Raw genomic sequence first — 25643 nt, 5'->3', positions numbered from 1 at the left:
CGCTACCTGCCACGCAACCGCTCCTGACTATCTGTCGAAGGTCGGGTTTGCCCCGCTCCTTCCGCTTTTCATGGCCGACACTATTGATTGTCATCCCGCGAAAGGCAATAGAATGCAGCAACCCCGCCGGCGTTTAGAATGACCGGTATGGCATTTTATGGAGAAGATGCGACATGCCCGTGACTACCGAACGCCATGGCGACGTCCTGGTCGTCATCGCCGACAATCCCCCGGTCAACGCCCTGTCGGCTCCGGTCCGCAAGGGGCTGACGGCCGCGATCGAGGAAGCCGCCGGTGACGATTCGGTCCGCGCGGTGGTGATCGCCTGCGCCGGGCGGACCTTCTTCGCCGGGGCCGACATCACCGAATTCGGCAAACCCCCGATCGAACCGATGCTGCCGGAGGTGGTCGACCGGATCGAGGCGTCGGACAAGCCGGTCGTGGCCGCGATCCACGGTACGGCGCTGGGCGGCGGGTGCGAGGTTGCGATCGCCAGCCACTACCGCATCGCCGTTCCCAGCGCGAAGCTCGGCACGCCCGAGGTGAAGCTCGGCCTGCTCCCCGGTGCCGGCGGCACCCAGCGCCTGCCTCGGCTCGCCGGCGTCGCGGTCGCGCTGGAGATGGTGGCGAAGGGCGATCCGATCTCCGCTGCCAAGGCTAAGCAGGCCGGCATCGTCGACCGACTGGCCGGCGAGGACAGCCTGCTCGCCGACGCCATCGCCTTCGCCCGCGAAGTCGCAGACGTCCGCCCGATTCCCCGCGCGTCCGAGCGCCCGCTCTCCCCCGACCCGGAAGCTATCGCCGCCTTCGAGAAAACCAACGCCCGCCGCTTCCGCGGCTTCGAAGCACCCGCCGCCAACATCGCCTGCGTCGTGAAGGCGACCGAGGTTCCTTATGCCGAGGGCTCGGAATTCGAACGGCAGCAATTCATGAAGCTGATGTTCGGCGTCCAGTCGGCCGCCCAGCGCCATATCTTCTTCGCCGAACGCAAGGCATCGAAGATCGACGGCATCGCCGACGACGTGAAGCTGCGCCCGATCGACCGCGTCGGCATCATCGGCGCCGGCACGATGGGCGGCGGCATCGCGATGAACTTCCTGTCGGCAGGCGTGCCCGTCACCATCGTCGAGATGCAGCAGGACGCGCTCGACCGCGGCACCGCCACGATCCGCAAGAATTACGACGCCACCGCCGCCAAGGGCCGGATGAAGCCCGAACAGGTCGACCAGGCGATGGGCCTGCTCACCCCCACGCTCGACCTGAACGCGCTGGCCGATGTCGATCTGGTGATCGAGGCGGTGTATGAGGAAATGTCGGTCAAGCAGGACATTTTCGGCAGGCTCGACGCGATCTGCAAACCCGGCGCGATCCTCGCGTCGAACACCAGCTATCTCGACGTCAACGTCATCGCCCAGGCGACGAAGCGGCCGCAGGACGTGGTCGGCCTGCACTTCTTCTCGCCCGCCAACGTCATGAAACTGTTGGAAATCGTCCGCGGCGATGCGACCGCCGACGATGTGCTGGCAACGGCGATGGCGCTGGCCAAGAAGATCCGCAAGGTCGCGGTCATCGCCGGCGTCTGTCACGGCTTCATCGGCAACCGGATGCTGGAACCGCGCCAGGTCGAAGCGTTGAAGCTGCTGCTGGAAGGCGCCACCCCGGAACAGGTCGACCGCGTCCATGTCGAATTCGGCATGCCGATGGGCCCGTTCCAGATGGCCGATCTGGCCGGCGTCGACATCGGCTGGCACCGCGATCCCAACCGGATCGAAAACCTGCGCGACGCCCTCGCCGCCGAAGGCCGCTGGGGCCAGAAGAAACAGGCCGGCTTCTACGATTACGATGCCAAGCGCACCCCGTCGAACAGCCCGCGCGTCGCCGCGATCATCGACGATTTCCGTAGGAAGACCAACACGCCGCAGCATGACGTAACCGATCAGGAGATCGTCGAGCGCACGCTCTACACCATGGTCAACGAAGGGGCGAAGATCCTGGCCGAGGGCAAGGCGCAGCGCGCGTCGGACATCGATGTGGTCTGGATCTATGGCTATGGCTGGCCGGTCTATCGCGGCGGCCCGATGTTCTGGGCCGATACCGAAGGGCTGACAAAGATCGTCGAGGGGTTGGAGCGCCACGGTTTCGAGGTATCGCCGCTGCTGCGCGAGAAGGCCGAACAGGGCGGGAGGTTCTCGGCATGAGCGACCTCGCCCAATTCCGCGCCGACACCCGCGCCTGGCTGGAGGAGAATTGCCCGCCCTCGATGCGCGAACCGGTCCGCTCCGACAAGGATGCGACCTGGGGCGGCCGCAACGCGACCTACGCCAACCCCGACCAGAAGATCTGGCTCGACCGCATGGCGGCACGCGGCTGGACCGTGCCCGATTGGCCGACCGCCTATGGCGGCGGCGGCCTGTCGCCGGCCGAAGCCAAGATTTTGCGCGAGGAAATCTCCGCAATAAACGCCCGCAACCCGCTCTATTCCTTCGGTATCTCGATGCTCGGGCCGGCGCTGCTGAAATACGGCACCGAAGAACAGAAGCTAGAGCATCTGCCCAAGATCGCCCGCGGCGAAATCCGCTGGTGCCAGGGCTATAGCGAACCCGGCGCCGGCTCCGACCTCGCCGGGCTGCAGACCAGCGCGGTGGAGGATGGCGACGACTTCATCGTCAATGGGCAGAAGGTGTGGACCAGCTATGCCGACAAGGCCGACTGGATCTTCTGCCTCGTCCGCACCGACCGCTCGACCAAGCAGGGCGGCATCAGCTTCCTGTTGTTCGACATGGCCTCGCCCGGCGTCACCACCCGCCCGATCAAGCTGATCTCCGGCAACTCGCCCTTCTGCGAAACCTTCTTCGACGATGTCCGCGTGCCCAAGACCAATCTGATCGGCGAACGGAACAAGGGCTGGGACGTCGCCAAATATCTGCTCGGCCATGAGCGGGAGATGATCTCCGGCATGGGGCTGACCGATGATCGTCCGCTGATCGACCGCGCGGTGGCGACGGTCGGGCACGACGATCAGGGCCGGCTCGCCGATCCGATGCTGCGCGCCACGCTCGCGACCTTCGATGTCCGCGCCCGCGCCTTTGCCGCCATGTCCGAACGCTTCATCGACGAACTGAAGGCGAACCGCGCCCATCCGGCGCAGCCCAGCATGATGAAATATGTCGGGACCGAGCTGAACAAGACGCGCCACGAACTGATGATGGCGGCGGGCGGCAGCGACCTGCTCGAATGGGAAGGCGCCGACAGCAGGGACGGCGCCGAAGCTCGCGCATGGCTGCGCACCAAGGCCAATTCGATCGAGGGCGGCACGTCCGAAATCCAGCTCAACATCATCGCGCGTCGTATTCTCGACCTGCCGACCCAGTAACCGTCTGTCAGGAATTACCATCATGCCGTTGTTTCTGAACGAAGATCAGACGATGCTCGCCGATACGGCGCGCGAATTTCTGGGGGAGGCCGCGCCGGTCGCGCATCTGCGCGCGCTGCGCGATGCCGACGACCCCACCGGCTTCGACCGCGACCTGTGGGCCAAGTTCGCCGAGATAGGCTTCACCGGCATGATGGTGCCCGAAAGCGCCGGCGGCCTGGGCCTCGGCCATGTCGAGGCAGGCATCGTGCTGGAGGAGATCGGCCGCAACCTGTCGCCCTCCCCGTTCCTCACCACCTCGGTCGCCGCCGTCGCGGCGCTGGCCGGCACATCGTCCGGTGAACGCTGGCTTCCCGAAATCGCCGCCGGCCGAACCGTCGCCGCGCTCGCCATCGACGAACGCGCCAAGCATGGCGACAGCGTTGCGCTCCGCGCCGAGCGCGCCGGCAACGGCTTCCGTCTGTCGGGCACCAAGCAGTTCGTGACCCATGGCCATGTCGCCGACCTGATCCTCGTCGTCGTCCGCACCGCTGGCCAGGCCGACGACAAGGACGGCCTGACCCTGTTCGCCCTGCCGGCCGGCACACCGGGCATGACTGCCGATCCGCGGCGGCTGGTCGACAGCAGCATCGCCGCACGGCTGACCTTCGATAACGTCATGGTCGATGGCGACGCGGTGGTCGGCGCGGTCGATGACGGCTCGGCGCCGCTCGCCCGCCTGCTCAGCGCCGCACGCACCGGAGCGGCGGCGGAATCGCTCGGCGTCGGCGATGGCGCCGCCACTCGCACCCTCGACTATCTGCGCCAGCGCAAGCAGTTCGGCCAGACCATAGGCAGTTTCCAGGCGCTGCAACACCGCGCCGCGCATCTCTATTCTGAACTGGAAGTCGCCCGCGCCGCCGTGCTGAAGGCGCAGCAACTGCTCGACCAGAGTTCGCCCGACGCCGACCTCGCCGTCTCCGTTGCGAAGGCGATGACCGGCATCGCCACCACCCTGTCGGTGCAGGAAGCGGTGCAGATGCATGGCGGCATTGGCATGACCGACGCGGCTGATATAGGCTTCTTCATGAAGCGCGCCCGCGTCCTGACCGAAATGTTCGGCGATATCGGCTATCACACCGACCGTGTGGCGCGCGCCGGGGGATATTGATGGAGCCAACACCCGACGGTCTGATCGCCGGTCTCGTCCGCCTGCTCGATATCGAGGAGATCGACACCGACCTGTATCGCGGCGCCCGCAATCCGGGCGGCGTCGGCCGGGTGTTCGGCGGGCAGGTCATTGCTCAGGCGTTGCAGGCTGCCCAGCGCTCGATCGGCGGGGAGAAGATCGCGCACTCGCTCCACGCCTATTTCATGCGGCCGGGCGATGAGCAGCATCCGATCGTCTACCGCGTGGTCCGCGACTTTGCCGGGCGCAGCTTCGCCAATGCGCGGGTGATCGCGATGCAGCGCGGGCAGGCGATCCTTAACATGGCGGCATCGTTCCAGCTGCCCGAGAACGGGCTGGCGCATCAGGATGCGATGCCCGACGTGCCGCCGCCCGAGGCTTTGCCGACCGACCGCGAACTGCGTGAAACGATGCAGGACCGCATTCCCGAAAAGTTTCGCCGCCTGTTCCTGCGCGCCCGTCCGATCGAGATCCGTCCGGTCGAGGCGGAACATTGGAGCGACCCGACCAAGCGCGCCCCGCTGCAACATGGCTGGTTCCGCGCGGTCGCGCCGATCGGCGACGACATGACGCTGCACCGCGCGATCCTCGCTTATGCCAGCGACATGATGCTGCTCGGCACCTGCATGTTGCCGCACGGCATCCACTGGATGATGGACCAGGTACAGACCGCCAGCCTCGACCACGCGCTGTGGCTGCACGAACCGTTCCGCGCCGACGACTGGCTGTTGTACCAGACCGACAGCCCCTGGGCCGGCCACGCCCGCGGCTTCAATCGCGGCCGCTTCTTCAGCCGCGACGGGCGGTTGGTGGCAAGCGTCGCGCAGGAAGGGCTGGTGCGGGTAAGGGAGTAGCCACGCCCGCTCCATGACCGTACCCCCGCGAAGGCGGGGGTCCAGGGTTGCCCTGTCACAACGTTACCGTTTGCCGCCCTGGACTCCCGCCTCCACGGGAGTACGAAAGCCCCCTCAACCCGGCTCGTGCAACGGACACCCGTTGAACCGCCGTCGATACTGCACCGAATGGTCGTAGATCGGCTTGCGCACCCGGTTCACCCCGCCCAGCGGCTGATGCGCCGCCAGCCCGGTCCACACGCTGAAGCGAAGATTATCGTCCACCTCGGCCACCCGGTCCGCCGCCCAGCTGTCCTGCGGCTCGGTCCGGATCGTCGCGACGGTGATGAACGGGCTGACTTCCTCCGGCCACGGCGTCGCCGCATCCTCGATGGGCTGGGCATCGGTATCGCGCAGCAGCTGCACCCGCACCTCCCATTCGCCGCGCACCCGGCGGGCATCCGCCTGCATGTCCTCGCGGATCGCGTTCGGCCGGCCGCTCGTGTCGATCACCTGATCAGTCAGCGCGACCAGATCGGGCGACACCGGCACCAGCTGATATTTGGCGACGAACGCCCCGTGGCGGAACGGAGTCGCGGAGAAATAGGTCTCGCCGAGCGGATGGACGTTCTTCGATCCGCCCATCGTCTTGAGCAACGTGCTCTCGGTCCCGACCGCTTCCAGCGCCGCTTCCGCCCCGCGCAGGACATAGGACAGCGCCTTCTTCGCCCATTCCGCCTTGTCGGTCGTCTTGGCGAGCAGCTTCAGATTGCCCGCGAATTTCTGCGGCGTCGGCGCGGCGAAGGCAGGCGCATTGACCATCACGAAGTCCTGCGTCCGCCCCTCCGCACCGGAAAGCCGCTCGCCGTCGACCTCCAGCACCTTCCACGCCAGACCACGCGGCAACCCGATCGCATCGTCGATGATGTCGCCCGGATTGGTCGAGAATCGCAGGATCACCGGATGCACGCCCGGCGTCGCGAACAGCCCCTGCGCCAGTTCCGGCGGCAGGTCGTCATGGATGGTCAGCTCACCCTTCAGGATGCCATGCCCCTTGGCATGGACCGCGCGAACCGCCTTGCCATAATCCTTCGAGGTCGTCTCCAGGATCGTGTCGAACGACCGCTCCATATCCGCGACCGCCTCCGCTTCGTCTGGCTGCGGCTGCTCCAGGCTTGCCGAAAAGCGGATCGGCGGTTTCAGCAGGGCGGTCATCGGCAAACTCCTTTGTCTTTGAACGACAAAGGGCGGCAATCCGATTCGTTCCGCCCCGTCAGATGGCGGTACGCCCATAGTCCTGCCGGGTGACCGGATGGCTCGACGACAGCCCGCCATCGACCGCCAGCGCCTGCCCGTTGACATAGCTCGCCTCGGCCGAGCTCAGGAACAGCACGACTGCCGCCACCTCCTCCGGCTCGCCACCGCGCCGCAGCGGGTTCAGCCGCCCGATCCGTGCTTCCTTGCCCGACTGCCGCGCATGGTCGTACACCATCGCGGTCATGCCGGTCTCGACCAAGCCGGGGCATACGGCATTGACCCGCACGCCCGATCCGGACAGCTGCTGCGCGGCGGTCTGCACCAGGTTGATGACGCCCGCCTTCGACGCCGAATAGGCCGCGCCACCCGCGCCCGATCGCAGCCCGGCAACGCTGGCGGTGCACACGATCGCCCCGCCGCCGGCCGCCGCCATGATCGGCGCGGCATGGCGGATCGCCAGGAACGGGCCGATCAGATTGACCCGCAGGATTTCCGACCAGTCCTCGGCGGTCGTGTCGAACAGCCCGGCGATCCCGCCCGATATGCCGGCATTGGCATGCACCACGTCGATCTCGCCGAACGTGTCGACCGCCAGTGCGATCGCCCGCGCGACATCCGCGTCCTCCCCGGCATCCATCGCGCACGCGACCGCCCGGCCGCCCATGTCCTCGATCATCGCCGCCGTCACGTCGCCCTGCGCCACATCGGCACACACCACGCCCGCCCCTTCGCGGGCAAAGGCCAGCGCGGTCGCACGCCCGATGCCGGATCCCGCCCCGGTGACCAGCACCGACTTGCCCGCAAAGCGCATCACGCCCCCGCCTTCTTCGCGAAATCCCATGCCATTGCCGCCAGCATCGGCACCTTGGCCGCCATCGCCGCCGCCTGCGCGCTCGCGGCATTGCCGTCGCGCAACCGCTGCTTGATGCCCTGCACGATGCCGGTCAGGCGGAACAGGTTATAGGCGAAATACCATTCCAGCTGCGGCACGTCGCGCCGCCCGGTCGCGGTGCAGTAGCGCGCCACCACCTCGTCCATCGTCGGAATGCCGCTGTCGCCGCCCGCCAGCCCCTTGATCCCCGACCGCCCATCCGGCTCGGTGCCCCAGTTCATCAGCAGATAGGTGAAATCGGCCATCGGATCGCCCAGCGTCGACAATTCCCAGTCGAGCACCGCCGCGACGCGCGGTTCGGCTTCGGCAAAGATCAGATTGTCGATCCGGTAATCGCCATGAACGATCGACACCCGCTCCTGCGCCGGTACGGTGCGCGGCAGCCAGTCGATCAGCCGTTCGACATCGGGCAGGTCGTCGGTCTGGCTCGCACGATATTGCCGGGTCCAACGCGCCACCTGCCGCTCGAAATAATTGCCCGGCTTGCCATAATCGCCCAGGCCCACCGCCACCGGATCGATCGCATGCAACGCGGCCAGCGCATCGATCATCGCCTCATAATGCCCCCGCCGCTCGACCGGGGTCATGTCCGGCATCGACCCGTCCCAGATCGTCCGCCCGGCCACCCGCTCCATCAGGTAGAAGGGCGCACCGATCACCTCCGTATCCTCGCACAGCGCGATCGGCCGCGGCACCGGAAAGCCGGTCGGATGCAGCGCCGCGATCAGCGCATATTCCCGCTCGACAGCATGGGCACTGGGCAACAGCGGTCCGAACGGCTTCCGCCGCAAGACGAACGACCCCGCTGCCATCTCGACCCGGTAGGTCGGATTGCTCTGCCCGCCCGGATAGCGCGTAACCTCGACCGGCCCCTCGCCCACCGTCGCCGCCAGCCACGGCCCCAGCCGCGCGAGATCGAGGTCAGCGTTCATCGGCCACCTTCGCGAACTCGGCACGGGCGATGGCGCGGTTGTGGACCTCGTCCGGCCCGTCGGCAAAGCGCAGCGTGCGCACCCCGGCCCATGCGGCGGCGAGCGGAAAATCCTCCGACACCCCGCCCCCGCCATGGGCCTGGATCGCATCGTCGAGAATTTGTAGCGCCATGGTCGGCGCCTGCACCTTGATCATCGCGATCTCGCCCTGCGCCGCCTTGTTACCCGCACGGTCCATCATGTCGGCCGCCTTCAGGCACAGAAGCCGCGTCATCTCGATATCGATCCGCGCGCGCGCGACCCGCTGTTCCCACACCGAATGCTCGGCGATAGCCTTGCCGAACGCCACGCGCGATTGCAGCCGCTTCGCCATCGCCGCCAGCGCCATCTCCGCCACGCCGATGGTCCGCATGCAATGATGAATGCGCCCCGGCCCCAGCCGCCCCTGCGCGATCTCGAACCCGCGCCCCTCGCCCAGCAACAGGTTCGCAGCCGGCACCCGCACCTGCTCCAGCACCACCTCGCCATGGCCGTGCGGGGCATGGTCGTACCCATAGACCGGCAGCATCCGCTCGATCCGTACCCCCGGCGTGTCCATGGGCACCAGGATCATGCTCTGCTGCTGGTGCCGCCGCGCATCCGGATCGGTCTTGCCCATTACGATCGCCACCTTGCAGCGCGGATCGCCGGTGCCCGACGACCACCATTTGCGCCCGTCGATCACATAATCATCGCCATCGCGCACGATCCGCGTCTCGATATTGGTCGCATCCGAAGACGCCACCGCCGGCTCGGTCATCAGGAAGGCGGAGCGGATCGTGCCTTCCATCAGCGGCTTGAGCCACGCTTCCTTCTGCTCGCGCGTGCCATAGCGGTGCAGCACCTCCATATTGCCGGTGTCGGGCGCGGAACAGTTGAACACCTCGCTCGCCCAATGCCATTTGCCCATCTCCTCGGCGCACAGCGCATATTCGACGTTGGACAATTGCGTCCCTTCGAACGCAAAGCTCTCATCGACCATCGGCGCGCCCGAATGCGGCGGCATGAACAGGTTCCACAGTCCGGCGGCCTTCGCCTTTTCCTTCAGCGGCTCCAGCATCGCGACCGGTGCCCAGCGATCGCCGCGCGCGACCTCGGCATGATATGCATGGTCGGCCGGGGCGACATGCTCGGCGATGAACGCCGCCACGCGGTCGCGATATTCGGTTTCGCGCGCACTGAACCGAAAGTCCAACATCCGTCTCCCATTGCAACTGTTTTGCCCGGTCTACGCCATACCGGATATTCGGTAAAGCGCAGATGACGTCGCGGTATGGTGCGATAATGGGGCTTGGGGTCCACACCCGATCTGCTAGAGATGGGACCATGACGACGACCGACGGGGCCACCAAACGCTACCGCGCCAAGCGCGACGCCATCCTTGCCGCAGCAGCCGAGGCGATCAACGAAGCGAGTGCCAAGGGCATGACCTTTGCCGATGTCGCGCGCCGCGTTGGGCTGAACACCACCAGCGTCACCTATTACTTCAAGCGCAAGGAGGACCTCGCCGCCGCCGCCTTCGACCACACGCTCGACTGGCTGCACGCGGCGCTCGACGAATCGCTGCGCCAGCCGACGCCACAGGCGCGCGTCGCCGAATTCCTGTCGATCCATTTCGACCGCCAGCGCCGGATCGAGGCGGACGAGGAACGTCCCGTCGCGATGCTGTCCGACCTGCGCGCGATGGAGGATCCGTTCAAGGCCCGGCTGCTGGCGCGCTGGCGCGACGTCTTCCGCAAGGCACGCACGTTGTGGGGGGAACCACGCGACCGCATCGCCAAGGATGTGCAGGGTGCCCGCGCGCACATGCTGCTCGAAAACTGCTTCTGGCTGACCGTCTGGATCGACCGTTACGAACCCGACCAATATGACCGGGTGGAGGCGCGGTTGATGGACGTGTTCACCCACGGCCTTGCCGGCCCCGGCCAGCGCTGGGACCCCGAACCGCTGGTGCTGGAACAGGCGGATGCGGAGCCGGCGCGCGACGCCTTTCTGCGTGCCGCCACCCGGCTCATCAACGAACTCGGCTATCGCGGCGCCTCGGTGCAGCGGATCGCGTCCGAACTGAACGTGACCAAGGGGTCGTTCTACCATCACCTCGATGCCAAGGACGATCTGGTCGCCGCCTGTTACCAGCGCAGCTTCGACACCATTTCCGCCGCGCAGCGCGCCGCCGACCGTGACGGCGGCAGCCACTGGCAACGCCTGTCCAGCACGCTGGCGACGCTGGTCGACGCGCAGTTCACCGAACAGGGGCCGCTGCTGCGCACCACCGCGCTCGCCGGCCTTCCCGTCGGCGTGCGGCAGGCGATGGTCGACCGCTCCAACCGGATCGCCCGCCGCTTTGCCGGCACGATCAGCGACGGCATCACCGAAGGATCGGTCCGTGCGGTCGACCCGCTGATCGCCGCACAGGCGCTGATGGCGTTGCAGAACGCCGCCTTCGACCTGCGCGGCTGGGCGGCGACCATGCCGCGCGACCGCGCGGTCGGCTTCTATGCCTCGACGGTGATGACCGGGCTGTTCACCGACCCGGTCGTGTAGCGATCACGCCAGCACCCCGCGATATTCCCCGCGCAGCGCGGCCTTCTTCAGCTTCCCCGTGGCGCTGTGCGGCAGCGCGTCGACGAAGATCACCCGGTCGGGCAGCCACCATTTCGCGACCTTGGTCGCCAGATGGGCCATCACCGCTTCGACCGTCACCTCCGCATCTGGCCGTTTCACCACCAGCAGCACCGGCCGTTCGTCCCAGCGCGGATGCGGCACGCCGATCGCCGCCGCCTCGGCAACACCCGGACAGCCGACCGCTGCATTCTCCAGATCGACCGAACTGATCCATTCGCCGCCCGATTTGATGACGTCCTTCGCCCGGTCGGTAATCTGCATCGTGCCGTCGGGGTGCAGCATCGCCACGTCACCGGTGTCGAACCAGCCATCCGGCGTCAGCGCGTCGCCCGCCTCGTCGCGGAAATAGCGTTTGATGACCCAGGGGCCCCGCACCTGCAACTGGCCCGACGTCTGCCCGTCGCGCGGCAGGACGTTGCCCTCCTCGTCGACGGTGCGCAGCTCGACGCCGAACGGGACCTTGCCCTGTCGGCACACCTGATCGACCCGCTGGTCGAAGCTCAGATCGTCCCAGTCCGACCCCGGCGCACCCATCGTCCCGATCGGCGATGTCTCGGTCATGCCCCATGCGTGATTGACCCGCACGCCCATCCGCATGATCCGCTCGATCATCGCGCGCGGCGCGGCCGACCCGCCGATCGTCACGACCTTCAGATGCTCGGGCGCCTGCCCCGTCGCGTCCATATATTGGAACATCGCGAACCAGACGGTCGGCACGCCTGCCGAATGCGTCACCCGCTCCCGGTTCATCAGGTCGCACAGCACGGCGGGATCGTTGACCGCCGAGAACACGATCTTCGCCCCCACCGCCGGCGCCGCAAAGGGCAGGCCCCAGCCGACCGCATGGAACATCGGCACCACCGGCAGGCAGACGGCGCGCTGCGACAGGTCGAACTCGTCGGGTTGCAGCTCGGCGATCGCGTGCAGCACGTTCGACCGGTGCGAATAGATCACGCCCTTCGGATCGCCGGTCGTGCCGCTGGTATAGCAGATCATGCAATGCTCGCGTTCGTCCCCCTCGACCCAGGCATAGTCGCCGGTTTCAGGCGCGATCAGCGCGGCAAAGCTGTCCGGCCCGTCGCCGTCCATCACGATGAAATGCTCGATACCCGACAGGCGGGGCTTCATCCGCTCGATGATCGGCGCGAACACCGCATCGTAGAACAGCACCCGATCACCGGCATGGTCGGCGATATAGGCCAGCTGGTCGTCGAACAGCCGCGGATTGATGGTATGGATGATCCCGCCCATGCCGATCACGCCGTACCACGCGATCAGGTGATGGGCGTGGTTCATCGCCATCGTCGCCACGCGGTCGCCGCGCCGGATACCCAGCCGCTCCAGCGCTTGCGCCAGCCGCCGCGCATCCCGCGCGATACCGGCCCAGTTGGTCCGCGTCTCGGTTCCGTTCGCCCAGCGGGTGACGATCTCGCGACCCCCATGCTCACGCTCGGCATGGTCGAGCAGTCGGGGTACTCGAAGTTCGAAATCCTGCATTCCGCCCAGCACGCGCACTCTCCTTCGCGAACGGGGCTGTCACGCCCCTATCCCACGGCGGCGAGCGGTGCCTTCACCGTATCGAACGCCGCCTGGGTGACACCTTGCAGCCTGCCGACCCGTTCGGCAAGCTCGCCATCGATCCGGAAATCGCGGCCCAGGCATACCCGGGCTTCGATTCCTGGCGTAGCCGGCACCGAAACCCAGATCTCGCCGCGTGCTCCCCGCTCATGCTGGACCAGCCCGGCCAGCGCCGGATAGGCGGCGGGATCGTCGATGGTGAGGTCAAGCCGCAGCCGCACGTCGCGGGCGATAACGTCGAACGGCTTCAACGACTTGACCGTCGCCCGCGCACTCTCGTCACCCGCCCGCCGGTCGAGTTCCAGCGTGAACAGCCCGCACCCGCCGACCTTGCCCGCCGCCTCCAGATCGTTCGCCGGCCCCTCGTCGAAACACGTCACCGGCACCTGCCCGGTCGCATCGGACAGCGTCGCCATCATGTACCGCTTGCCACGTGCCGAGGTCCGCCAGCGCGCATCCTCGACCAGCGCCGCCACCGTCGCGCCGACTCGGCCGCCTTCGGGCACATGGGTATCGGCCAGATCGGCTATCTTGCGCGCGCCATGCGCACTGGCGAGATGCGCGTAACGGTCGAGCGGATGGGCCGAGAAATAGAATCCGAACGCATCCTTCTCCGCCGCGATCGCTTGCGTGAGCGACCAATGGACGTCGGGCACGCGCATCGCGGTCTCGACGGCACCGCTCGCTTCCCCGAACAACCCGCCCTGCCCGCTCGACCGGTTCGCCTCGGTCCGCTGCGCGGTCGCCATCAGCGTATCGGCCAGCGCGTGCACGCCCGCCCGGTCGCCCTCGACGCATTCGAACGCGCCCGCCGCCGCCAGCGTCTCGATCTGCCGCTTGTTGAGCAGCTTGGGATCGACCCGCCCCGCGAAATCGTCGAGCGACTTGTACGGCCCCTTCGCCGCCCGCTCCTCGACCATCAGTTCCATCGCCCGCTCGCCGACGCCCTTCAGCGCCGACAACGCATAGCGCACCGCAAGGCCACCTTCCGGCGTCTCCTCGACCCCGAAAGTCGCATCGCTCGAATTGATGCAGGGCGGCAGGCAGTCGATGCGCAACCGCTTCATGTCATCGACGAAGATCGCCAGCTTGTCGGTCTGCGCATAATCGAACGCCATCGACGCCGCGAAGAACTCATGCGGATGATGCGCCTTCAGCCACGCCGTCTGATACGCCAGCAGCGCATAGGCCGCCGCGTGGCTCTTGTTGAACCCGTATCCTGCGAACTTGTCGATCAAGTCGAACAGCTCGTTGGCCTTCGCCTCCGGAATCCCGTTCACCTCGGCACAGCCCTTCACGAAGATGGATCGCTGCGCGTCCATCTCCGCCTTGACCTTCTTGCCCATCGCGCGCCGCAGCATGTCCGCGCCGCCCAGCGAATAGCCCGCCAGGATCTGCGCGGCCTGCATCACCTGTTCCTGATAGACGAAGATCCCGTAGGTCTCCTTCAGGATCGGTTCGAGCAGGTCGTGGGGATAGATGATCTCTTCCCGCCCGGCCTTGCGCGCGCCGAACGAGGGGATGTTGTCCATCGGCCCCGGCCGGTACAGCGACACCAGCGCGATGATGTCGCCGAAATTGGTCGGCCGCACCGCGGTCAGCGTCCGGCGCATCCCTTCCGATTCCAGCTGGAACACGCCGACCGTATCGCCGCGCTTGAGCAGCTCGTAGGTCGCCGGATCGTCCCACAACAGGCTGTCGAGATCGACCACGATCCCCCGCCGCGCCAGCAACTCGACCGCGAACTTCAGCACCGACAGCGTCTTGAGGCCCAGAAAGTCGAACTTCACCAGCCCCGCACCCTCGACATATTTCATGTCGAACTGCGTCACCGGCATGTCGGACCGCGGATCGCGGTACAGCGGCACCAGCTGCGCCAGCGGCCGGTCGCCGATCACCACGCCCGCCGCGTGGGTGGACGAGTGCCGCGGCAACCCCTCCAGCTTCATGGCGAGGTCGAGCAGGCGGCGCACATCCTCCTCCCGCTCGTACTGCTGGTTCAGCTCGGATACGCCGTTGATCGCCCGGTCCAGCGTCCACGGATCGGTCGGATGGTTCGGCACCAGCTTGGCGAGGCGATCGACCTGGCCATAGCTCATCTGCAGCACGCGGCCGGTATCCTTCAGCACCGCGCGCGCCTTCAGCTTCCCGAAGGTGATGATCTGCGCCACCTGATCGCGGCCATATTTCTGCTGGACGTAGCGGATGACCTCGCCCCGCCTGGTTTCGCAGAAGTCGATGTCGAAGTCGGGCATCGACACGCGTTCCGGGTTCAGGAAGCGTTCGAACAGCAGCCCCAGCTTGATCGGGTCGAGATCGGTGATGGTCAGCGCCCACGCGACCGCCGAACCTGCGCCCGAACCACGGCCCGGCCCGACCGGAATGTCGTGATCCTTGGCCCATTTGATGAAGTCGGCAACGATCAGGAAGTAGCCGGGAAACCCCATCTGACAGATGACGTCGAGTTCGAAGTCCAGTCGGCTGAAATAATCCGGAAAACGCGCGACCAGCTCGTCCTCGGACAATTCCGGCACTTCGCCGGTCACCGCCGGCGTCGGCGCATCCTCCCACGGCGCGGGCGCCTCCACCGCCACCTCGGCGGTCACCATGCCCTCCTCCAGCGCGACGATCTTGCGCAGCCGGTCGACCAGCCCGGCACGCGAATCGACGCGCAGCTTCAGCGCCTCGCCCTCGCGATCGCCCGCAAGGCTCGGAAGGATCGGCTTGCGCTTGGGCGCCGCCACCGCGCAACGCTGCGCCACGACCAGCGTGTTCGCCAGCGCCTCGGGCAGGTCGGCGAACATTGCCTGCATCACCGGCGCCGGCTTCAGCCACGCCTCGGGCGACGACCGCTGGCGATCCTCGCTCGCGACATAGCTGGAGGAGGCAATACACAGCATCGCGTCATGCGCATCGTGGAAATCCGCCTCGGCAAAGCAGCACGGATTGGTCGCCACCAGCGGCAGGTCCCGGGCATAGGCTAGGTCGAGCAGATGCGGTTCCGCCCGCTGCTCGACACCCTCGCCCCGACGCGCCAGTTCGACATAGAGCCGGTCACCGAACAGCGCCTGCAACCGGTCGGTATAGGCCAGGGCTTCGTCGTTGCGCCCGGCAGCGAACAGCCGCGCCAGCGCCCCGTCGCCCGCCCCGGTCAACGCGACCAGCCCGTCGCTACGCCCGATCAGCGCATCGATCGGCACATGCGCCGGAATTTCGACCGGCCGGTCGAGATGCGCCATCGACACCAGCGCACACAGATTGTCGTAGCCTTGGCGGTCCTGCGCGAACAGCGGCAGCCAGTCGATCTCCGGCTCGACGCCCTCGACCCCGCCCGGCCGCGCCACCGCCAGCAGTGTGCCGACCACCGGCTGCACGCCCTGATCCTTGCACGCGTCAGAAAACGCCATGGCTGCGTACAGCCCGTTGCGATCGGTCAGCCCGGCGGCGGGAAAGCCCAGCTTGCGCGCCTGTTTCGCGATCGCCTTGGGATCGATCGCCCCCTCCAGCATGGTGAAGGACGAAAAGATACGAAGCGGTACGAACCCGGAATGCGCCATCCGACGGACGTAACCATCCGGGCCTGATTCGACCAGAGCGCCCCGTCCGGAACCGCGACGAACCATACCCGTTCCGAAGGTATACAGGAGGAGCATGATGACCGATTTCGCCCGCGATACCCGCAAAGCTGCCCCCGGATGGGGCTGGACGCTCGCCTATGGTGTCGTATCGGTACTGATCGGCATCCTCGCCTTCGCCGCGCCCTTCCCGGCGACGCTGGCGGCGACGATCGTGGTCGGCTTCTTCTTCCTCGTCGGCGGCATCGCCTCGCTGATCGCCGCCTTCCGCAACCGCAGCGGGCGGGGCTATGCGCTGTTCTTCGGGCTGCTGTCGGTCCTTGCCGGCGGCTATATGATCGTCCTGCCGGTCGGTGGCGCGCTGTCGCTGACGCTGATGATGATCATCTGGCTCGGCGCGCGCGGCGTCATGGAGCTGGTGATCGGCTTCCGCTTCAAGCGTTTGCGCGTACCGATGCTGCTGCTCGGCGCGCTCAATATCGTGCTGGCGATCCTGCTCTACACGACGGTGCCTTGGTCGGCACTGACCCTGCCCGGCTATATCCTCGGCGCCAGCTTCCTGTTCGGCGGCATCGTCGCAATCCTCGGCGCGCTCTCCGACCGGCGCGAGGCATAACGACGCCCCCTCGCCCACCCGTCACCCTCGGCGAACCCGGGGGCGAACCTGTCGAGCTGGGGACGTCCCCTCACTCACACGTCACCCCGGGCCCGACCCGGGGTCCCGCTTCCTCTCCTGCAACGGTAGGAACAGGCGGCACCGGGATGCACGGCGAAACCACTAGGGAAGTCCCCAATCCGCACCCCGGCGAAGGCCGGGGCCCAGTTGGGAAACGCCAGTACCGTACGGCAAAGCCTTCCCAACTGGACCCCGGCCGCCGCCGAGGTACGCTGGCCGTTAGGGGATTGGGCGACGCAAGTCCTCTTCGACCACGGGTCAGCGAGCGAGCCTATCCCAACGTCGCGACGACCGCCCCGAACATCGTGCTGGCGATCCCGCTCTACACGACGGTGCCATGGTCGGCACTGACCCTGCCCTGCTATATCCTCGACGCCAGCTTCCTGTTCGGCGGCATCGTCGCGATCCTCGGCGCGCTATCCGACCGGCGCGACCAGGCGGCGTAACGATAAGCCGCCCCTACACACCGTACCCCCGCGCAGGCGGGGGTCCAGGGCCAAGTAACGAGCGTTAGCGTCTGGAACCCTGGACTCCCGCCTGCGCGGGAGTACCGAAACGGCAAGCCTACCCCAACGCCGCGACAACCGCCCCTTCCAGTTCCTCCGGCTTCGTCGTCGGCGCGAACCGCGTAACGCTTCCATCCCGCCCGACCAGAAACTTGGTGAAGTTCCACTTCACCGCCTCGCTGCCCAGCACGCCCGGCGCCGCCTTCTTGAGCGCCCGGAACAGCGGCGCCGCATCGGCCCCGTTCACATCGACCTTCGCGAACACCGGAAAGCTGACATCATAGGTCAGCGAGCAAAACGAAGCGATCTCCGCCGCATCGCCCGGCTCCTGCCCGCCGAACTGGTTGCAGGGAAACCCCAGCACCGCAAAGCCCTGCGGACCGAATTGGCGATGCAGCGCCTCCAGCCCGACATATTGCGGCGTGAACCCGCATTTCGACGCGACGTTGACGATCAACAACACCTGCCCGCGATAGTCCGCCAGCGTCGTGTCCGCCCCATCGGCGGTCCGCACCGGCAGGCCGTACAGGTCGCTCATCGCAGCACCCCGTCGTGCAGCCGCACCACCCGGTCCATCCGCGCGGCAAGCCGTTCGTTATGCGTCGCGACCAAAGCCGCCGACCCTTGCCCCCGCACCAGCCGCAGGAACTCGGCGAACACCACATCGGCGGTCGCCTCGTCCAGATTGCCGGTCGGCTCGTCCGCCAGCACCAGCGCCGGCCGGTTGGACAGCGCGCGCGCCACCGCGACCCGCTGTTGCTCGCCGCCCGACAACTGGCTCGGCCGATGGTGCAGCCGCTTCGACAGGCCCAGCGCGGTGAGCAATTCGGTCGCCCGCGCATCCGCCTCGCCCCGCTCGGCGCCACGCACCAGCTGCGGCAGCACGACATTCTCCAGCGCGTTGAAATCGGGCAGCAGATGGTGGAACTGATAGATGAAGCCCATCCGGTCGCGCCGCACCTCGGTCCGCCGGTTGGCCCCCGCCTTCGCGACCTGTTCGCCGCAGACCAGAATCTCGCCCTCGAACCCGCCTTCCAGCAGGCCGACCGCCTGCAACAGCGTCGACTTGCCCGACCCCGACGGCCCCAGCAGCGCGACGATCTCACCCGGCGCGACGGTCAGCTCGACCCCGCGCAGCACGTCGATCGTCGCATCGCCCTGGGTAAAGCTGCGGCGCAGGTTGCGGGTTTCTAGAACCGGCTCAGTCATAACGCAGCACCTGTACGGGATCGGTATTGGCCGCCTTGAACGCCGGATACAGCGTGGCGAGGAACGAAAAGAGCAACGCGACCAGCGCGATGGTGACGATCTCGACCGGATCGACCTTCGACGGCAATTCGGTCAGGTAGCGCATCGTCGGGTCCCAGATGTCGATGCCCGTCAGCGCGCCGATCCCGCCGACGATCTGCTGCCGGAACGCCAGGAACACGAAACCGAGGATCAGCCCCGCCCCCACGCCCAGCGCGCCGATGGTGGTGCCGACCGTCATGAAGATGCGCAGCAAACCGCCGCGGGTCGCCCCCATCGTGCGCAGGATCGCGATGTCGCGCGTCTTGGCGCGCACCAGCATGATCAGCGACGACAGGATGTTGAACACCGCGATCAGGATCAGGATCGACAGCACGGTGAACGTCACGATCCGGTCGACCGCCAGCGCCTGGAACAGCTCGCCGTTGAGCTGCCGCCAGTCGACGATCTGCGCGCTCGCCACGAACTTGCGCGCCAGCGGGGCGACGATCTGCTCCACCTTGTCGGGATCGGTCGTCTCCAGCTCGATCGACCCGACCGTGTCGCCGCTCAGCAGCAGCGTCTGTGCATCCTCGATCGGCATGATGACATAGGCCTTGTCGAGGTCGTACACCCCGACCTCGATGATTGCGGCGATGCGGTACGGCACCTGCCGGATCATCGTGCCGAACGGGGTGGTCGGCCCCTGCGGGCTGATGATCGTCAGCTCGCTGCCAACGGTGACGCCCAGCGCCTGTGCCAGCCGGCTGCCGATCACCACATTGCCGCTGCCCGGGGTGATCGACCGCAGCGACCCCAGCTTCACATTGTCGCGGATCGTCGGGTTGTCGCGAATATCCTCGATCCGCATGCCGCGCATCAGGATGAATTCGGACCGGCCGTTATAGGTCGCGAACAGCGGCTGTTCGATCAGCGGCGTCGCGCTCGTCACGCCCGGCGTCCGCCGCGCCTCCGCCGCGATGGTCCGCCAGTCGGGCAGCTGGTTGTTATACCCCTGGATCAGCGCATGGCCGTTCAGCCCGACGATCTTGTCGAACAGCTCGGCGCGAAAGCCGTTCATCACGCTCATCACGATCACGAGCGCGGCGACGCCCAGCATGACGGCGACCAGGCTGATCGAGGCGACCAGCGCGATGAACGCCTCCCCCCGACCGGGGAGCAGATAGCGGCGGGCGATCATCCGCTCGTAACGCGATAGCAGCATAGGGGCGGTCGATATCCTGACAGGCGAGCCGAAGTTGGCGCTGTAGGTAGGCGATGCCGCATCCGCAATCCATGCTGTTGCGGAATCGACACATGGTTAGCAAAACCGTAGCAAACGTGCCGCTACCCCGGTGACAGACGAACGCGGGCATCCTACGACGTCCCCACGAAGCGCAGGCAATACAGGCCACGGTTCGGGGAGGCCAACCGGCTCCGCCCTGGAAGGGGGGAAGGGGCGTAGAAGCGGTGGCAACCAAGGGGGCTGACGAGCGATCGTCACGCAGGCGGCCGGGCTGGAAACAGTCCGGCCGTTTGCCGTTCGGGGCCTTCGCGCCCCCGCCGGTGTCAACTTATGCGCCGTTCGTCACCTTCGCCGCCAACATTCCCCCTCCCCGCGCGCGGCATCCGAAACCCCGTTTCGTGTAACCTTCGCTACCTTCGAAATTCCGCAACCGGCCCTCTTGAAGCCGCTCGTCCACGAACCATATCGGTTCACGAACGGTGCCTCCGGGGCCGTTCACGAACCGGCATCGCAACCTTGGATGCCGCCTTCGATCAATTCGCTTCGCCATGGAGGATTTGACATGCGTACCTTCGATTTCACCCCCTATCGCCGCTCGACCATCGGCTTCGACCGGTTGTTCGACCTGCTGGAAAACAACACCCGCGCCAACACGGGCGAGAATTACCCGCCGTTCAATCTCGAACGCGTCGCCGAGGATCGCTACCGCATCACGCTGGCGGTCGCGGGCTTCAAGCGGGACGAGGTGGACATCACCGCCCAGCAGAATCTGCTCGTCGTCTCCGGCCGCAAGGCGGATCAGACCGATGCGCAGAAGAGCGCGGTGCTGCATCTAGGCATCGCCAATCGCAGCTTCGAACGCCGCTTCGAACTGGCCGATTTCATCGTCGTGGAAAGCGCCGACCTGGCCGATGGCCTGCTGACCATCGAACTGCGTCGCGAAGTACCCGACGCGATGAAACCGCGCCGCGTGGTGATCGGCGAGGCGACCGCCCACCCGGTCATTGCCAACGATGCGGCCAAGGGCGACGATTCGGCGAACGCCGCCTGAACGCTACGGCGCGTTGCTCCCTTGCGCGCCGTGGGCGGGCGCCCGGACCTATCTGGTTCGGGCACCCGTTCGTATTTCCGGGTAACATTCCCATGCACCACGACGTCACCCCGGACTTAATCCGGGGTCCCGCTTCTTCTTTGCCGTCCGAAGAAGAACAGCGGGACCCCGGGCCAGGCCCGGGGTGACGCTATGGGTGGGACTACCGGTTCAGCTCAAACCAACCGCGACTGCTTCACTGCCGCCGCAATAAAGCTCGCGAATAACGGGTGCGGATCGAACGGCTTGGACTTCAATTCCGGGTGGAACTGCACGCCGACGAACCACGGATGGTCCGGCCGCTCGACGATTTCCGGCAGCATCCCGTCGGGCGACATGCCCGAAAATACCAGCCCACCCGATTCGAGCATGTCGCGGTACGCCGTGTTCACCTCGTAACGATGGCGATGCCGCTCGCTGATCGTGGTCCCGCCATAAATCGATGCGACCACCGAATTGCCGGCCAGCGTCGCCTCATAGGCGCCCAGCCGCATCGTGCCGCCCAGATCGCCGTCCGATTCGCGCTTCTGGATACCCTCGGGCGACATCCATTCGGTGATCATGCCGACCACCGGCTGCTCGGTCGGGCCGAACTCGGTCGACGACGCATTGGCGATGCCGCCGGTCGAGCGCACGCCCTCGATGCACGCCATCTGCATCCCGAAGCAGATGCCGAAATAGGGCACCTTGCGCTCGCGCGCGAAGCGGACGCTGGCGATCTTGCCCTCGGCACCGCGCTCGCCGAACGCGCCGGGGACCAGGATCGCGTGACACGGCTCCAGCTCGGCGGCGACCATGTCGTGATCGCCCTCGAACAGCTCCGCATCGATCCAGCGGATCTTGACCTTCACCCGGTTGGCGATGCCGCCATGGACCAGCGCTTCGTTCAGCGACTTGTACGCATCCTGCAGCCCGACATATTTGCCGACCACGCCGATCGTGACTTCGCCTTCCGGGTTCTGCAACCGGTCCATGATATCGGACCAGCGCGACAGGTCGGGATTGCCCTCCGGCTCGATGCCGAAGGCACGCAGCACTTCGGCGTCCAGTCCTTCGGCATGATACTGCTCGGGCACCGCATAGATGCTCGGCGCGTCGAGCGCGGGAATGACCGCACCGGCCGGCACGTTGCAGAACAGCGCGATCTTCGCCCGCTCGCTCGCCGGCAGCGGCTTTTCGCAGCGGCAGACCAGCACGTCAGGCTGCACGCCCAGTGCCGCCAGTTCGCGCACCGAATGCTGGGTCGGCTTGGTCTTAAGTTCGCCCGCTGCCGCGATATAGGGCACGAGGGTCACGTGGATGCTGATCGACCGGCCCCGGCCGAGTTCGTTCTTCAACTGGCGAATCGCCTCGATGAACGGCAGCGATTCGATATCGCCGACCGTGCCGCCGATCTCGCACAGCACGAAGTCGAGATCCTGCCCGTCGTCATCGACCGTATCCGCCTGCGCGAACGCCTTGATCGCATCCGTGACGTGCGGAACCACCTGCACCGTCGCGCCCAGATAATCGCCACGCCGTTCGCGCTGGATGATCGTCTGGTAGATGCGCCCGGAGGTCACATTGTCCGATTGGTGCGCCGCGACGCCGGTGAAGCGTTCATAGTGACCCAGGTCGAGGTCGGTTTCCGCCCCGTCGTCAGTCACATAGACTTCGCCATGCTGGTAGGGCGACATCGTGCCCGGATCGACGTTCAGATAAGGATCGAACTTGCGGATGCGGACCTTGTAGCCGCGCGCCTGCAAGAGAGCTGCGAGAGAGGCCGCCATGAGGCCCTTGCCGAGCGACGAGACCACGCCGCCGGTGATGAAGATATACCGCGCCATGGGAGATATCGCCTAGCGTCGAACGCCATCGCCGCCAAGCGCGAGGTTGCCCCCACGCCCGCGAAATACGACGGACCGGTTGATGGAAAGGGTTTTTTAGCGCGCCAGCGGGACGGCGCCGTTGTCGGCCACGGGTGCGCCGGTCAGGTTGCCGACCGGATCGGCCGCCGGATTGGCCGGGCCGTTCACCGCCGGCGGCGGAGTCGTCGGCCGGGCGAGCGAGGTGTCGATCGAGCCACCGCCCCGATTCGCGGCGATCACCGCCAGCGCGATGCTCATCGCAATGAACAGCCCCGCCAGGATCGCCGTCGCCCGCGTCAGGAAATCGGCCGCCCCGCGCGCCGACATCAGCCCCGACGGGCTACCGCCGGTGGTCAGCCCGCCGCCTTCCGACTTCTGCATGAGGATCACCGTCACGAGCAGCGCGGCGATGATCGCATGAACGACGAGCAGGAAGGTGAACATGGTCGGGGAACATTTCCGAAAGAAAGGAGTGCGGGTGGCGAAGGGCGCCACATAGGCGAGGCCGCGCCCGCGATCAATGGAGCGCCAACGCTCCGTCTGTAACATTATCGTATCGACCGGGAAACCAAGCGCGCGATTGCGACGTTCATCTTTCGACCCCGCCCTACGGCTTTGTTCTGACGTTAGGTTCCAGCGATGTTCCCAACAATGCCCCTCAAGAAATGGATGGACGGCCTGGTCGATTATGTCCGCTCGGGCGAGCCGGACCTGACCAATCGTCAGATGGCGCTGATGATGATCGTCTATCTGCAACCCGGTCCCCATACCGTCCGCGGCCTCGCCCGCGCGCTCAACGTATCCAAGCCGGTCGTAACGCGCGCCTTGAACAGGCTGGGCACGCTCGGCTATCTCCGCCGGCAACGCGACGATGCCGACAAGCGGAACATCTTCGTTGCGCAGACCAGCGAAGGGGCAAATTTTCTTGCAGAGTTCGGGCAGTTCATGGGCGGCGACGGCGTCGGCGACTATCACCGGCGACACGCCAGCGCGTAACCGCTTCGCGCTGCGCACCCGCTCGGTCGCAATCGATTCCCGCACCGACGCGGTCCGGCGCGACCTTGCCGACATCCGGCTCGCCGACCGCGTCTTCGCCCCCCATTACGCTGTCCCTACGCGTCGCAGTATCGGCCGCATCACTGCGATCAGCGACAGCGTTGACGGAGTTACCCTGTCCCAGGCCTTGCCCGGTGAGCCGTTCGACGTGCTCGAATTTACCTCGACCCATGGCTGGGGCCGTTCGCCGATCGACGGCAGCGTCGGCTTCGTGTCGCGCGACAGCCTGATCGGCGAGTTCGAGGCGTCGCACATTGTCGTGGCACGGGACGCGACCCTGTACGCCGATGCCTCGACCGCGCGTCCGCTCCCCACTTCTCTGCCGATGGGTAGCCGTGTCGCTGCCATCTCCGCCAATGACGACTGGTGCGAAGTCGATGGCGGCTATGTCGCGGCCGACGCATTGCAGCGGCTCTCTGACGACGCCGGCGATGCGGTCGACCATGCACTCCGGTTGCGCGACACCGCCTTCCTGGCGGGCGGACGGTCCGGCGCGGGCGTCGATGCCGCCGGCCTGATCTTCCTCGCCTTCTCGCTGGCGGGTTCGCCCCCGCCCCGCTTCCTCGACCTGCAGGCCGAAACGTTCGGCACGGCCTTGGCGGAAGGCGACGTCCTGCGGCGCGGCGACCTGTTGTTCTTCGCCGACCATGTCGCCTTGCTGGTCGATGGCGAAACCGTGATCCATGTCGATGACGTCGTGCGCTGCGAGCCCCTTGCCGCGCTCGACCGGTTCGGCCCCATCCGCGCCCGGAGGCGCCCCGCATGACCGTTCGCGTCTTCATCGACGGTGCCGCCGGCACCACCGGCCTCGAAATTGCCGACCGGCTGGGCGACCGCCCCGAGATCGACTTCATCACGCTCGACGAAACGCGGCGCAAGGACGCGACGGCGCGGCGCGAGGCGCTGAACGACGCCGATTTCGTCATCCTCTGCCTGCCCGACGACGCCGCGCGCGAAGCGGTGGCGATGATCGCCAACGACCGGACGCGCGTCATCGACGCGTCGACCGCGCACCGCGTTGCCGATGGCTGGACCTACGGCATGGCCGAACTGGAACCGTCGCAGCCGGGCGCGATCGCGACGGCGATGCGGGTTTCCAATCCGGGCTGCTACCCGACCGGCTTCCTCGCGCTCATCCGCCCGCTGGTCCGCGCCGGGCTCGTGCCCCACGACTGGCCGGTCAGCGTCAACGCGGTGTCGGGCTATTCGGGCGGCGGCAAGGCGATGATCGCCGCGTTCGAAAATGGCGAGACCGACACCGCCTGGCTCGGCTACGGCCTGTCGCTCGCGCACAAGCACGTGCCAGAGATGCAGCGCCACGCCCGCCTCGCCCATCCGCCGCTGTTCCAGCCCTCGGTCGCGCGCGCCTATCGCGGGATGGTGGTCGAAGTGCCGCTCCCCCTGTTCGCCTTCCACCGCCGCCCCAGCCTGTCGGCGATCGAGCAGGCGCTGCACGACGCCTACCGCGAATCGCCGGTCGTCCGCGTCCTGCCCGGCGACGACAGCGCGATTCCGATCGAGGCCGATGCCGGCACCGACCGCCTGACGCTGCGCGTGTTCGGCAACCAGGACACCGGCCAGGCACGCCTCGTCGCGACGCTCGACAATCTCGGCAAGGGCGCGTCGGGTGCTGCGGTGCAGAATTTCAACCTGATGGCCGGGTTCGACCAGACCGCCGGGCTGACGCTGTAGCAGCAAACGCAATTTCGTAACGATCCGGGCG

The 25643-nt window shown here is 66.8% G+C and carries 22 protein-coding genes; 11 read left to right on the top strand and 11 right to left on the bottom strand.

Annotated features, from left to right (window positions below; all coding sequences use genetic code 11):
• Positions 1-173: 173 nt before the first annotated feature.
• Genes CA237_RS05845 through CA237_RS05830 form a run of 4 tightly spaced genes read left to right on the top strand, consistent with a single transcriptional unit; the run spans position 174 to position 5395 of the window.
• Complete coding sequence (locus CA237_RS05845; RefSeq protein WP_126013341.1) at positions 174-2198, top strand: 3-hydroxyacyl-CoA dehydrogenase NAD-binding domain-containing protein; 2025 nt, start codon at positions 174-176, stop codon at positions 2196-2198.
• A complete protein-coding gene (locus CA237_RS05840; protein ID WP_126013338.1) occupies positions 2195-3373 on the top strand; it encodes an acyl-CoA dehydrogenase family protein in 1179 nt (392 codons plus the stop codon). The genes CA237_RS05845 and CA237_RS05840 overlap by 4 nt, the downstream gene beginning before the upstream one ends.
• A gap of 22 nt (positions 3374-3395) precedes the next feature.
• Positions 3396-4523: an acyl-CoA dehydrogenase family protein gene (locus tag CA237_RS05835; protein WP_126013335.1), complete on the top strand. Its 1128-nt coding sequence runs from the start codon at positions 3396-3398 to the stop codon at positions 4521-4523.
• A complete protein-coding gene (locus CA237_RS05830; protein WP_126013332.1) occupies positions 4523-5395 on the top strand; it encodes an acyl-CoA thioesterase II in 873 nt (290 codons plus the stop codon). Before CA237_RS05835 ends, CA237_RS05830 begins: the two co-directional genes overlap by 1 nt.
• A 114-nt stretch (positions 5396-5509) precedes the next feature.
• On the opposite strand, the gene CA237_RS05825 is transcribed toward CA237_RS05830, so the two are convergent.
• The 4 genes from CA237_RS05825 to CA237_RS05810 are packed head-to-tail and all read right to left on the bottom strand — an operon-like array spanning position 5510 to position 9689.
• Positions 5510-6589, bottom strand: coding sequence for a catalase family protein (locus tag CA237_RS05825; protein ID WP_126013329.1), 1080 nt, complete (start codon positions 6587-6589; stop codon positions 5510-5512).
• Between the two features lie 58 nt (positions 6590-6647).
• Entirely contained in the window at positions 6648-7442 is a 795-nt protein-coding gene (locus CA237_RS05820; protein ID WP_232307887.1) for an SDR family NAD(P)-dependent oxidoreductase, read from the bottom strand.
• Entirely contained in the window at positions 7442-8455 is a 1014-nt protein-coding gene (locus CA237_RS05815) for a phosphotransferase family protein (RefSeq protein ID WP_066689118.1), read from the bottom strand. The genes CA237_RS05820 and CA237_RS05815 overlap by 1 nt, the downstream gene beginning before the upstream one ends.
• Entirely contained in the window at positions 8445-9689 is a 1245-nt protein-coding gene (locus CA237_RS05810; protein WP_066689173.1) for an acyl-CoA dehydrogenase family protein, read from the bottom strand. Before CA237_RS05810 ends, CA237_RS05815 begins: the two co-directional genes overlap by 11 nt.
• A 131-nt stretch (positions 9690-9820) precedes the next feature.
• On the opposite strand from CA237_RS05810, the gene CA237_RS05805 reads away from it, so the two are divergent.
• The gene (locus CA237_RS05805; RefSeq protein ID WP_084401380.1) at positions 9821-11038 is read left to right on the top strand and encodes a TetR/AcrR family transcriptional regulator; all 1218 of its coding nucleotides are present in this window, start codon (positions 9821-9823) and stop codon (positions 11036-11038) included.
• A 3-nt stretch (positions 11039-11041) separates the two neighbouring features.
• Here the strand turns inward: CA237_RS05805 and CA237_RS05800 are convergent, their stop codons facing one another.
• Positions 11042-12628 carry a long-chain fatty acid--CoA ligase gene (locus CA237_RS05800; RefSeq protein ID WP_232307885.1) on the bottom strand — a complete coding sequence of 529 codons (1587 nt, stop codon included), beginning with the start codon at positions 12626-12628 and terminating at the stop codon, positions 11042-11044.
• Positions 12629-12663: 35 nt separating this feature from the next.
• Entirely contained in the window at positions 12664-16254 is a 3591-nt protein-coding gene (dnaE, locus tag CA237_RS05795) for a DNA polymerase III subunit alpha (RefSeq protein ID WP_126013323.1), read from the bottom strand.
• Positions 16255-16351: 97 nt separating this feature from the next.
• Here dnaE and CA237_RS05790 point away from each other — a divergent pair, with 97 nt between their 5' ends.
• Together CA237_RS05790 and CA237_RS05785 are read left to right on the top strand one after the other, a co-directional pair.
• A complete protein-coding gene (locus tag CA237_RS05790; RefSeq protein WP_126013320.1) occupies positions 16352-16888 on the top strand; it encodes a DUF308 domain-containing protein in 537 nt (178 codons plus the stop codon).
• A gap of 287 nt (positions 16889-17175) precedes the next feature.
• A complete protein-coding gene (locus tag CA237_RS05785) occupies positions 17176-17394 on the top strand; it encodes a hypothetical protein (protein ID WP_126013317.1) in 219 nt (72 codons plus the stop codon).
• Between the two features lie 118 nt (positions 17395-17512).
• On the opposite strand, the gene CA237_RS05780 is transcribed toward CA237_RS05785, so the two are convergent.
• Genes CA237_RS05780 through CA237_RS05770 form a run of 3 tightly spaced genes read right to left on the bottom strand, consistent with a single transcriptional unit; the run spans position 17513 to position 19906 of the window.
• On the bottom strand, positions 17513-17992 hold the full coding sequence (locus CA237_RS05780; protein ID WP_066689124.1) for a glutathione peroxidase: 480 nt from the start codon (positions 17990-17992) through the stop codon (positions 17513-17515).
• Complete coding sequence (locus CA237_RS05775; RefSeq protein ID WP_066689125.1) at positions 17989-18663, bottom strand: ABC transporter ATP-binding protein; 675 nt, start codon at positions 18661-18663, stop codon at positions 17989-17991. Before CA237_RS05775 ends, CA237_RS05780 begins: the two co-directional genes overlap by 4 nt.
• Complete coding sequence (locus CA237_RS05770; RefSeq protein ID WP_066689126.1) at positions 18656-19906, bottom strand: lipoprotein-releasing ABC transporter permease subunit; 1251 nt, start codon at positions 19904-19906, stop codon at positions 18656-18658. The genes CA237_RS05775 and CA237_RS05770 overlap by 8 nt, the downstream gene beginning before the upstream one ends.
• Positions 19907-20489: 583 nt before the next feature.
• Between CA237_RS05770 and CA237_RS05765 the strand changes: the two genes are divergently transcribed.
• Positions 20490-20978: an Hsp20 family protein gene (locus CA237_RS05765; protein ID WP_066689127.1), complete on the top strand. Its 489-nt coding sequence runs from the start codon at positions 20490-20492 to the stop codon at positions 20976-20978.
• A gap of 215 nt (positions 20979-21193) precedes the next feature.
• Here CA237_RS05765 and CA237_RS05760 read toward each other — a convergent pair whose 3' ends face one another.
• Together CA237_RS05760 and secG are read right to left on the bottom strand one after the other, a co-directional pair.
• Entirely contained in the window at positions 21194-22843 is a 1650-nt protein-coding gene (locus CA237_RS05760; RefSeq protein ID WP_066689128.1) for a CTP synthase, read from the bottom strand.
• Positions 22844-22939: 96 nt separating this feature from the next.
• On the bottom strand, positions 22940-23308 hold the full coding sequence (secG, locus tag CA237_RS05755) for a preprotein translocase subunit SecG (protein ID WP_066689130.1): 369 nt from the start codon (positions 23306-23308) through the stop codon (positions 22940-22942).
• 225 nt (positions 23309-23533) lie between these two features.
• On the opposite strand from secG, the gene CA237_RS05750 reads away from it, so the two are divergent.
• The 3 genes from CA237_RS05750 to argC are packed head-to-tail and all read left to right on the top strand — an operon-like array spanning position 23534 to position 25612.
• Complete coding sequence (locus CA237_RS05750) at positions 23534-23860, top strand: MarR family transcriptional regulator (protein ID WP_055761039.1); 327 nt, start codon at positions 23534-23536, stop codon at positions 23858-23860.
• On the top strand, positions 23790-24686 hold the full coding sequence (locus CA237_RS05745) for an NlpC/P60 family protein (RefSeq protein WP_164523839.1): 897 nt from the start codon (positions 23790-23792) through the stop codon (positions 24684-24686). Before CA237_RS05750 ends, CA237_RS05745 begins: the two co-directional genes overlap by 71 nt.
• Positions 24683-25612 carry an N-acetyl-gamma-glutamyl-phosphate reductase gene (argC, locus tag CA237_RS05740; RefSeq protein ID WP_126013311.1) on the top strand — a complete coding sequence of 310 codons (930 nt, stop codon included), beginning with the start codon at positions 24683-24685 and terminating at the stop codon, positions 25610-25612. The genes CA237_RS05745 and argC overlap by 4 nt, the downstream gene beginning before the upstream one ends.
• The last annotated feature ends 31 nt before the right edge of the window (positions 25613-25643 follow it).

Origin of the sequence: Sphingomonas sp. ABOLH, from assembly GCF_003951715.1 — a bacterium.
Classification (GTDB): domain Bacteria; phylum Pseudomonadota; class Alphaproteobacteria; order Sphingomonadales; family Sphingomonadaceae; genus Sphingomonas; species Sphingomonas hankookensis_A.
The sequence above is the reverse complement of the archived record's forward strand: the minus strand, read 5'-3'. Positions and strand labels throughout refer to the sequence as shown.

Bases quoted from the DNA above. Each gene is read 5' to 3' on its own strand.
- CA237_RS05770 (WP_066689126.1), bottom strand. From the start codon at position 19,906: ATGCTGCTATCGCGTTACGAGCGGATGATCGCCCGCCGCTATCTGCTC.
- CA237_RS05835 (WP_126013335.1), top strand. From the start codon at position 3,396: ATGCCGTTGTTTCTGAACGAAGATCAGACGATGCTCGCCGATACGGCG.
- CA237_RS05830 (WP_126013332.1), top strand. From the start codon at position 4,523: ATGGAGCCAACACCCGACGGTCTGATCGCCGGTCTCGTCCGCCTGCTC.
- secG (WP_066689130.1), bottom strand. From the start codon at position 23,308: ATGTTCACCTTCCTGCTCGTCGTTCATGCGATCATCGCCGCGCTGCTC.
- CA237_RS05820 (WP_232307887.1), bottom strand. From the start codon at position 7,442: ATGCGCTTTGCGGGCAAGTCGGTGCTGGTCACCGGGGCGGGATCCGGC.
- CA237_RS05840 (WP_126013338.1), top strand. From the start codon at position 2,195: ATGAGCGACCTCGCCCAATTCCGCGCCGACACCCGCGCCTGGCTGGAG.
- CA237_RS05750 (WP_055761039.1), top strand. From the start codon at position 23,534: ATGGACGGCCTGGTCGATTATGTCCGCTCGGGCGAGCCGGACCTGACC.
- CA237_RS05765 (WP_066689127.1), top strand. From the start codon at position 20,490: ATGCGTACCTTCGATTTCACCCCCTATCGCCGCTCGACCATCGGCTTC.
- CA237_RS05825 (WP_126013329.1), bottom strand. From the start codon at position 6,589: ATGACCGCCCTGCTGAAACCGCCGATCCGCTTTTCGGCAAGCCTGGAG.
- CA237_RS05805 (WP_084401380.1), top strand. From the start codon at position 9,821: ATGACGACGACCGACGGGGCCACCAAACGCTACCGCGCCAAGCGCGAC.
- argC (WP_126013311.1), top strand. From the start codon at position 24,683: ATGACCGTTCGCGTCTTCATCGACGGTGCCGCCGGCACCACCGGCCTC.
- dnaE (WP_126013323.1), bottom strand. From the start codon at position 16,254: ATGGCGCATTCCGGGTTCGTACCGCTTCGTATCTTTTCGTCCTTCACC.
- CA237_RS05780 (WP_066689124.1), bottom strand. From the start codon at position 17,992: ATGAGCGACCTGTACGGCCTGCCGGTGCGGACCGCCGATGGGGCGGAC.
- CA237_RS05775 (WP_066689125.1), bottom strand. From the start codon at position 18,663: ATGACTGAGCCGGTTCTAGAAACCCGCAACCTGCGCCGCAGCTTTACC.
- CA237_RS05845 (WP_126013341.1), top strand. From the start codon at position 174: ATGCCCGTGACTACCGAACGCCATGGCGACGTCCTGGTCGTCATCGCC.
- CA237_RS05790 (WP_126013320.1), top strand. From the start codon at position 16,352: ATGACCGATTTCGCCCGCGATACCCGCAAAGCTGCCCCCGGATGGGGC.
- CA237_RS05815 (WP_066689118.1), bottom strand. From the start codon at position 8,455: ATGAACGCTGACCTCGATCTCGCGCGGCTGGGGCCGTGGCTGGCGGCG.
- CA237_RS05760 (WP_066689128.1), bottom strand. From the start codon at position 22,843: ATGGCGCGGTATATCTTCATCACCGGCGGCGTGGTCTCGTCGCTCGGC.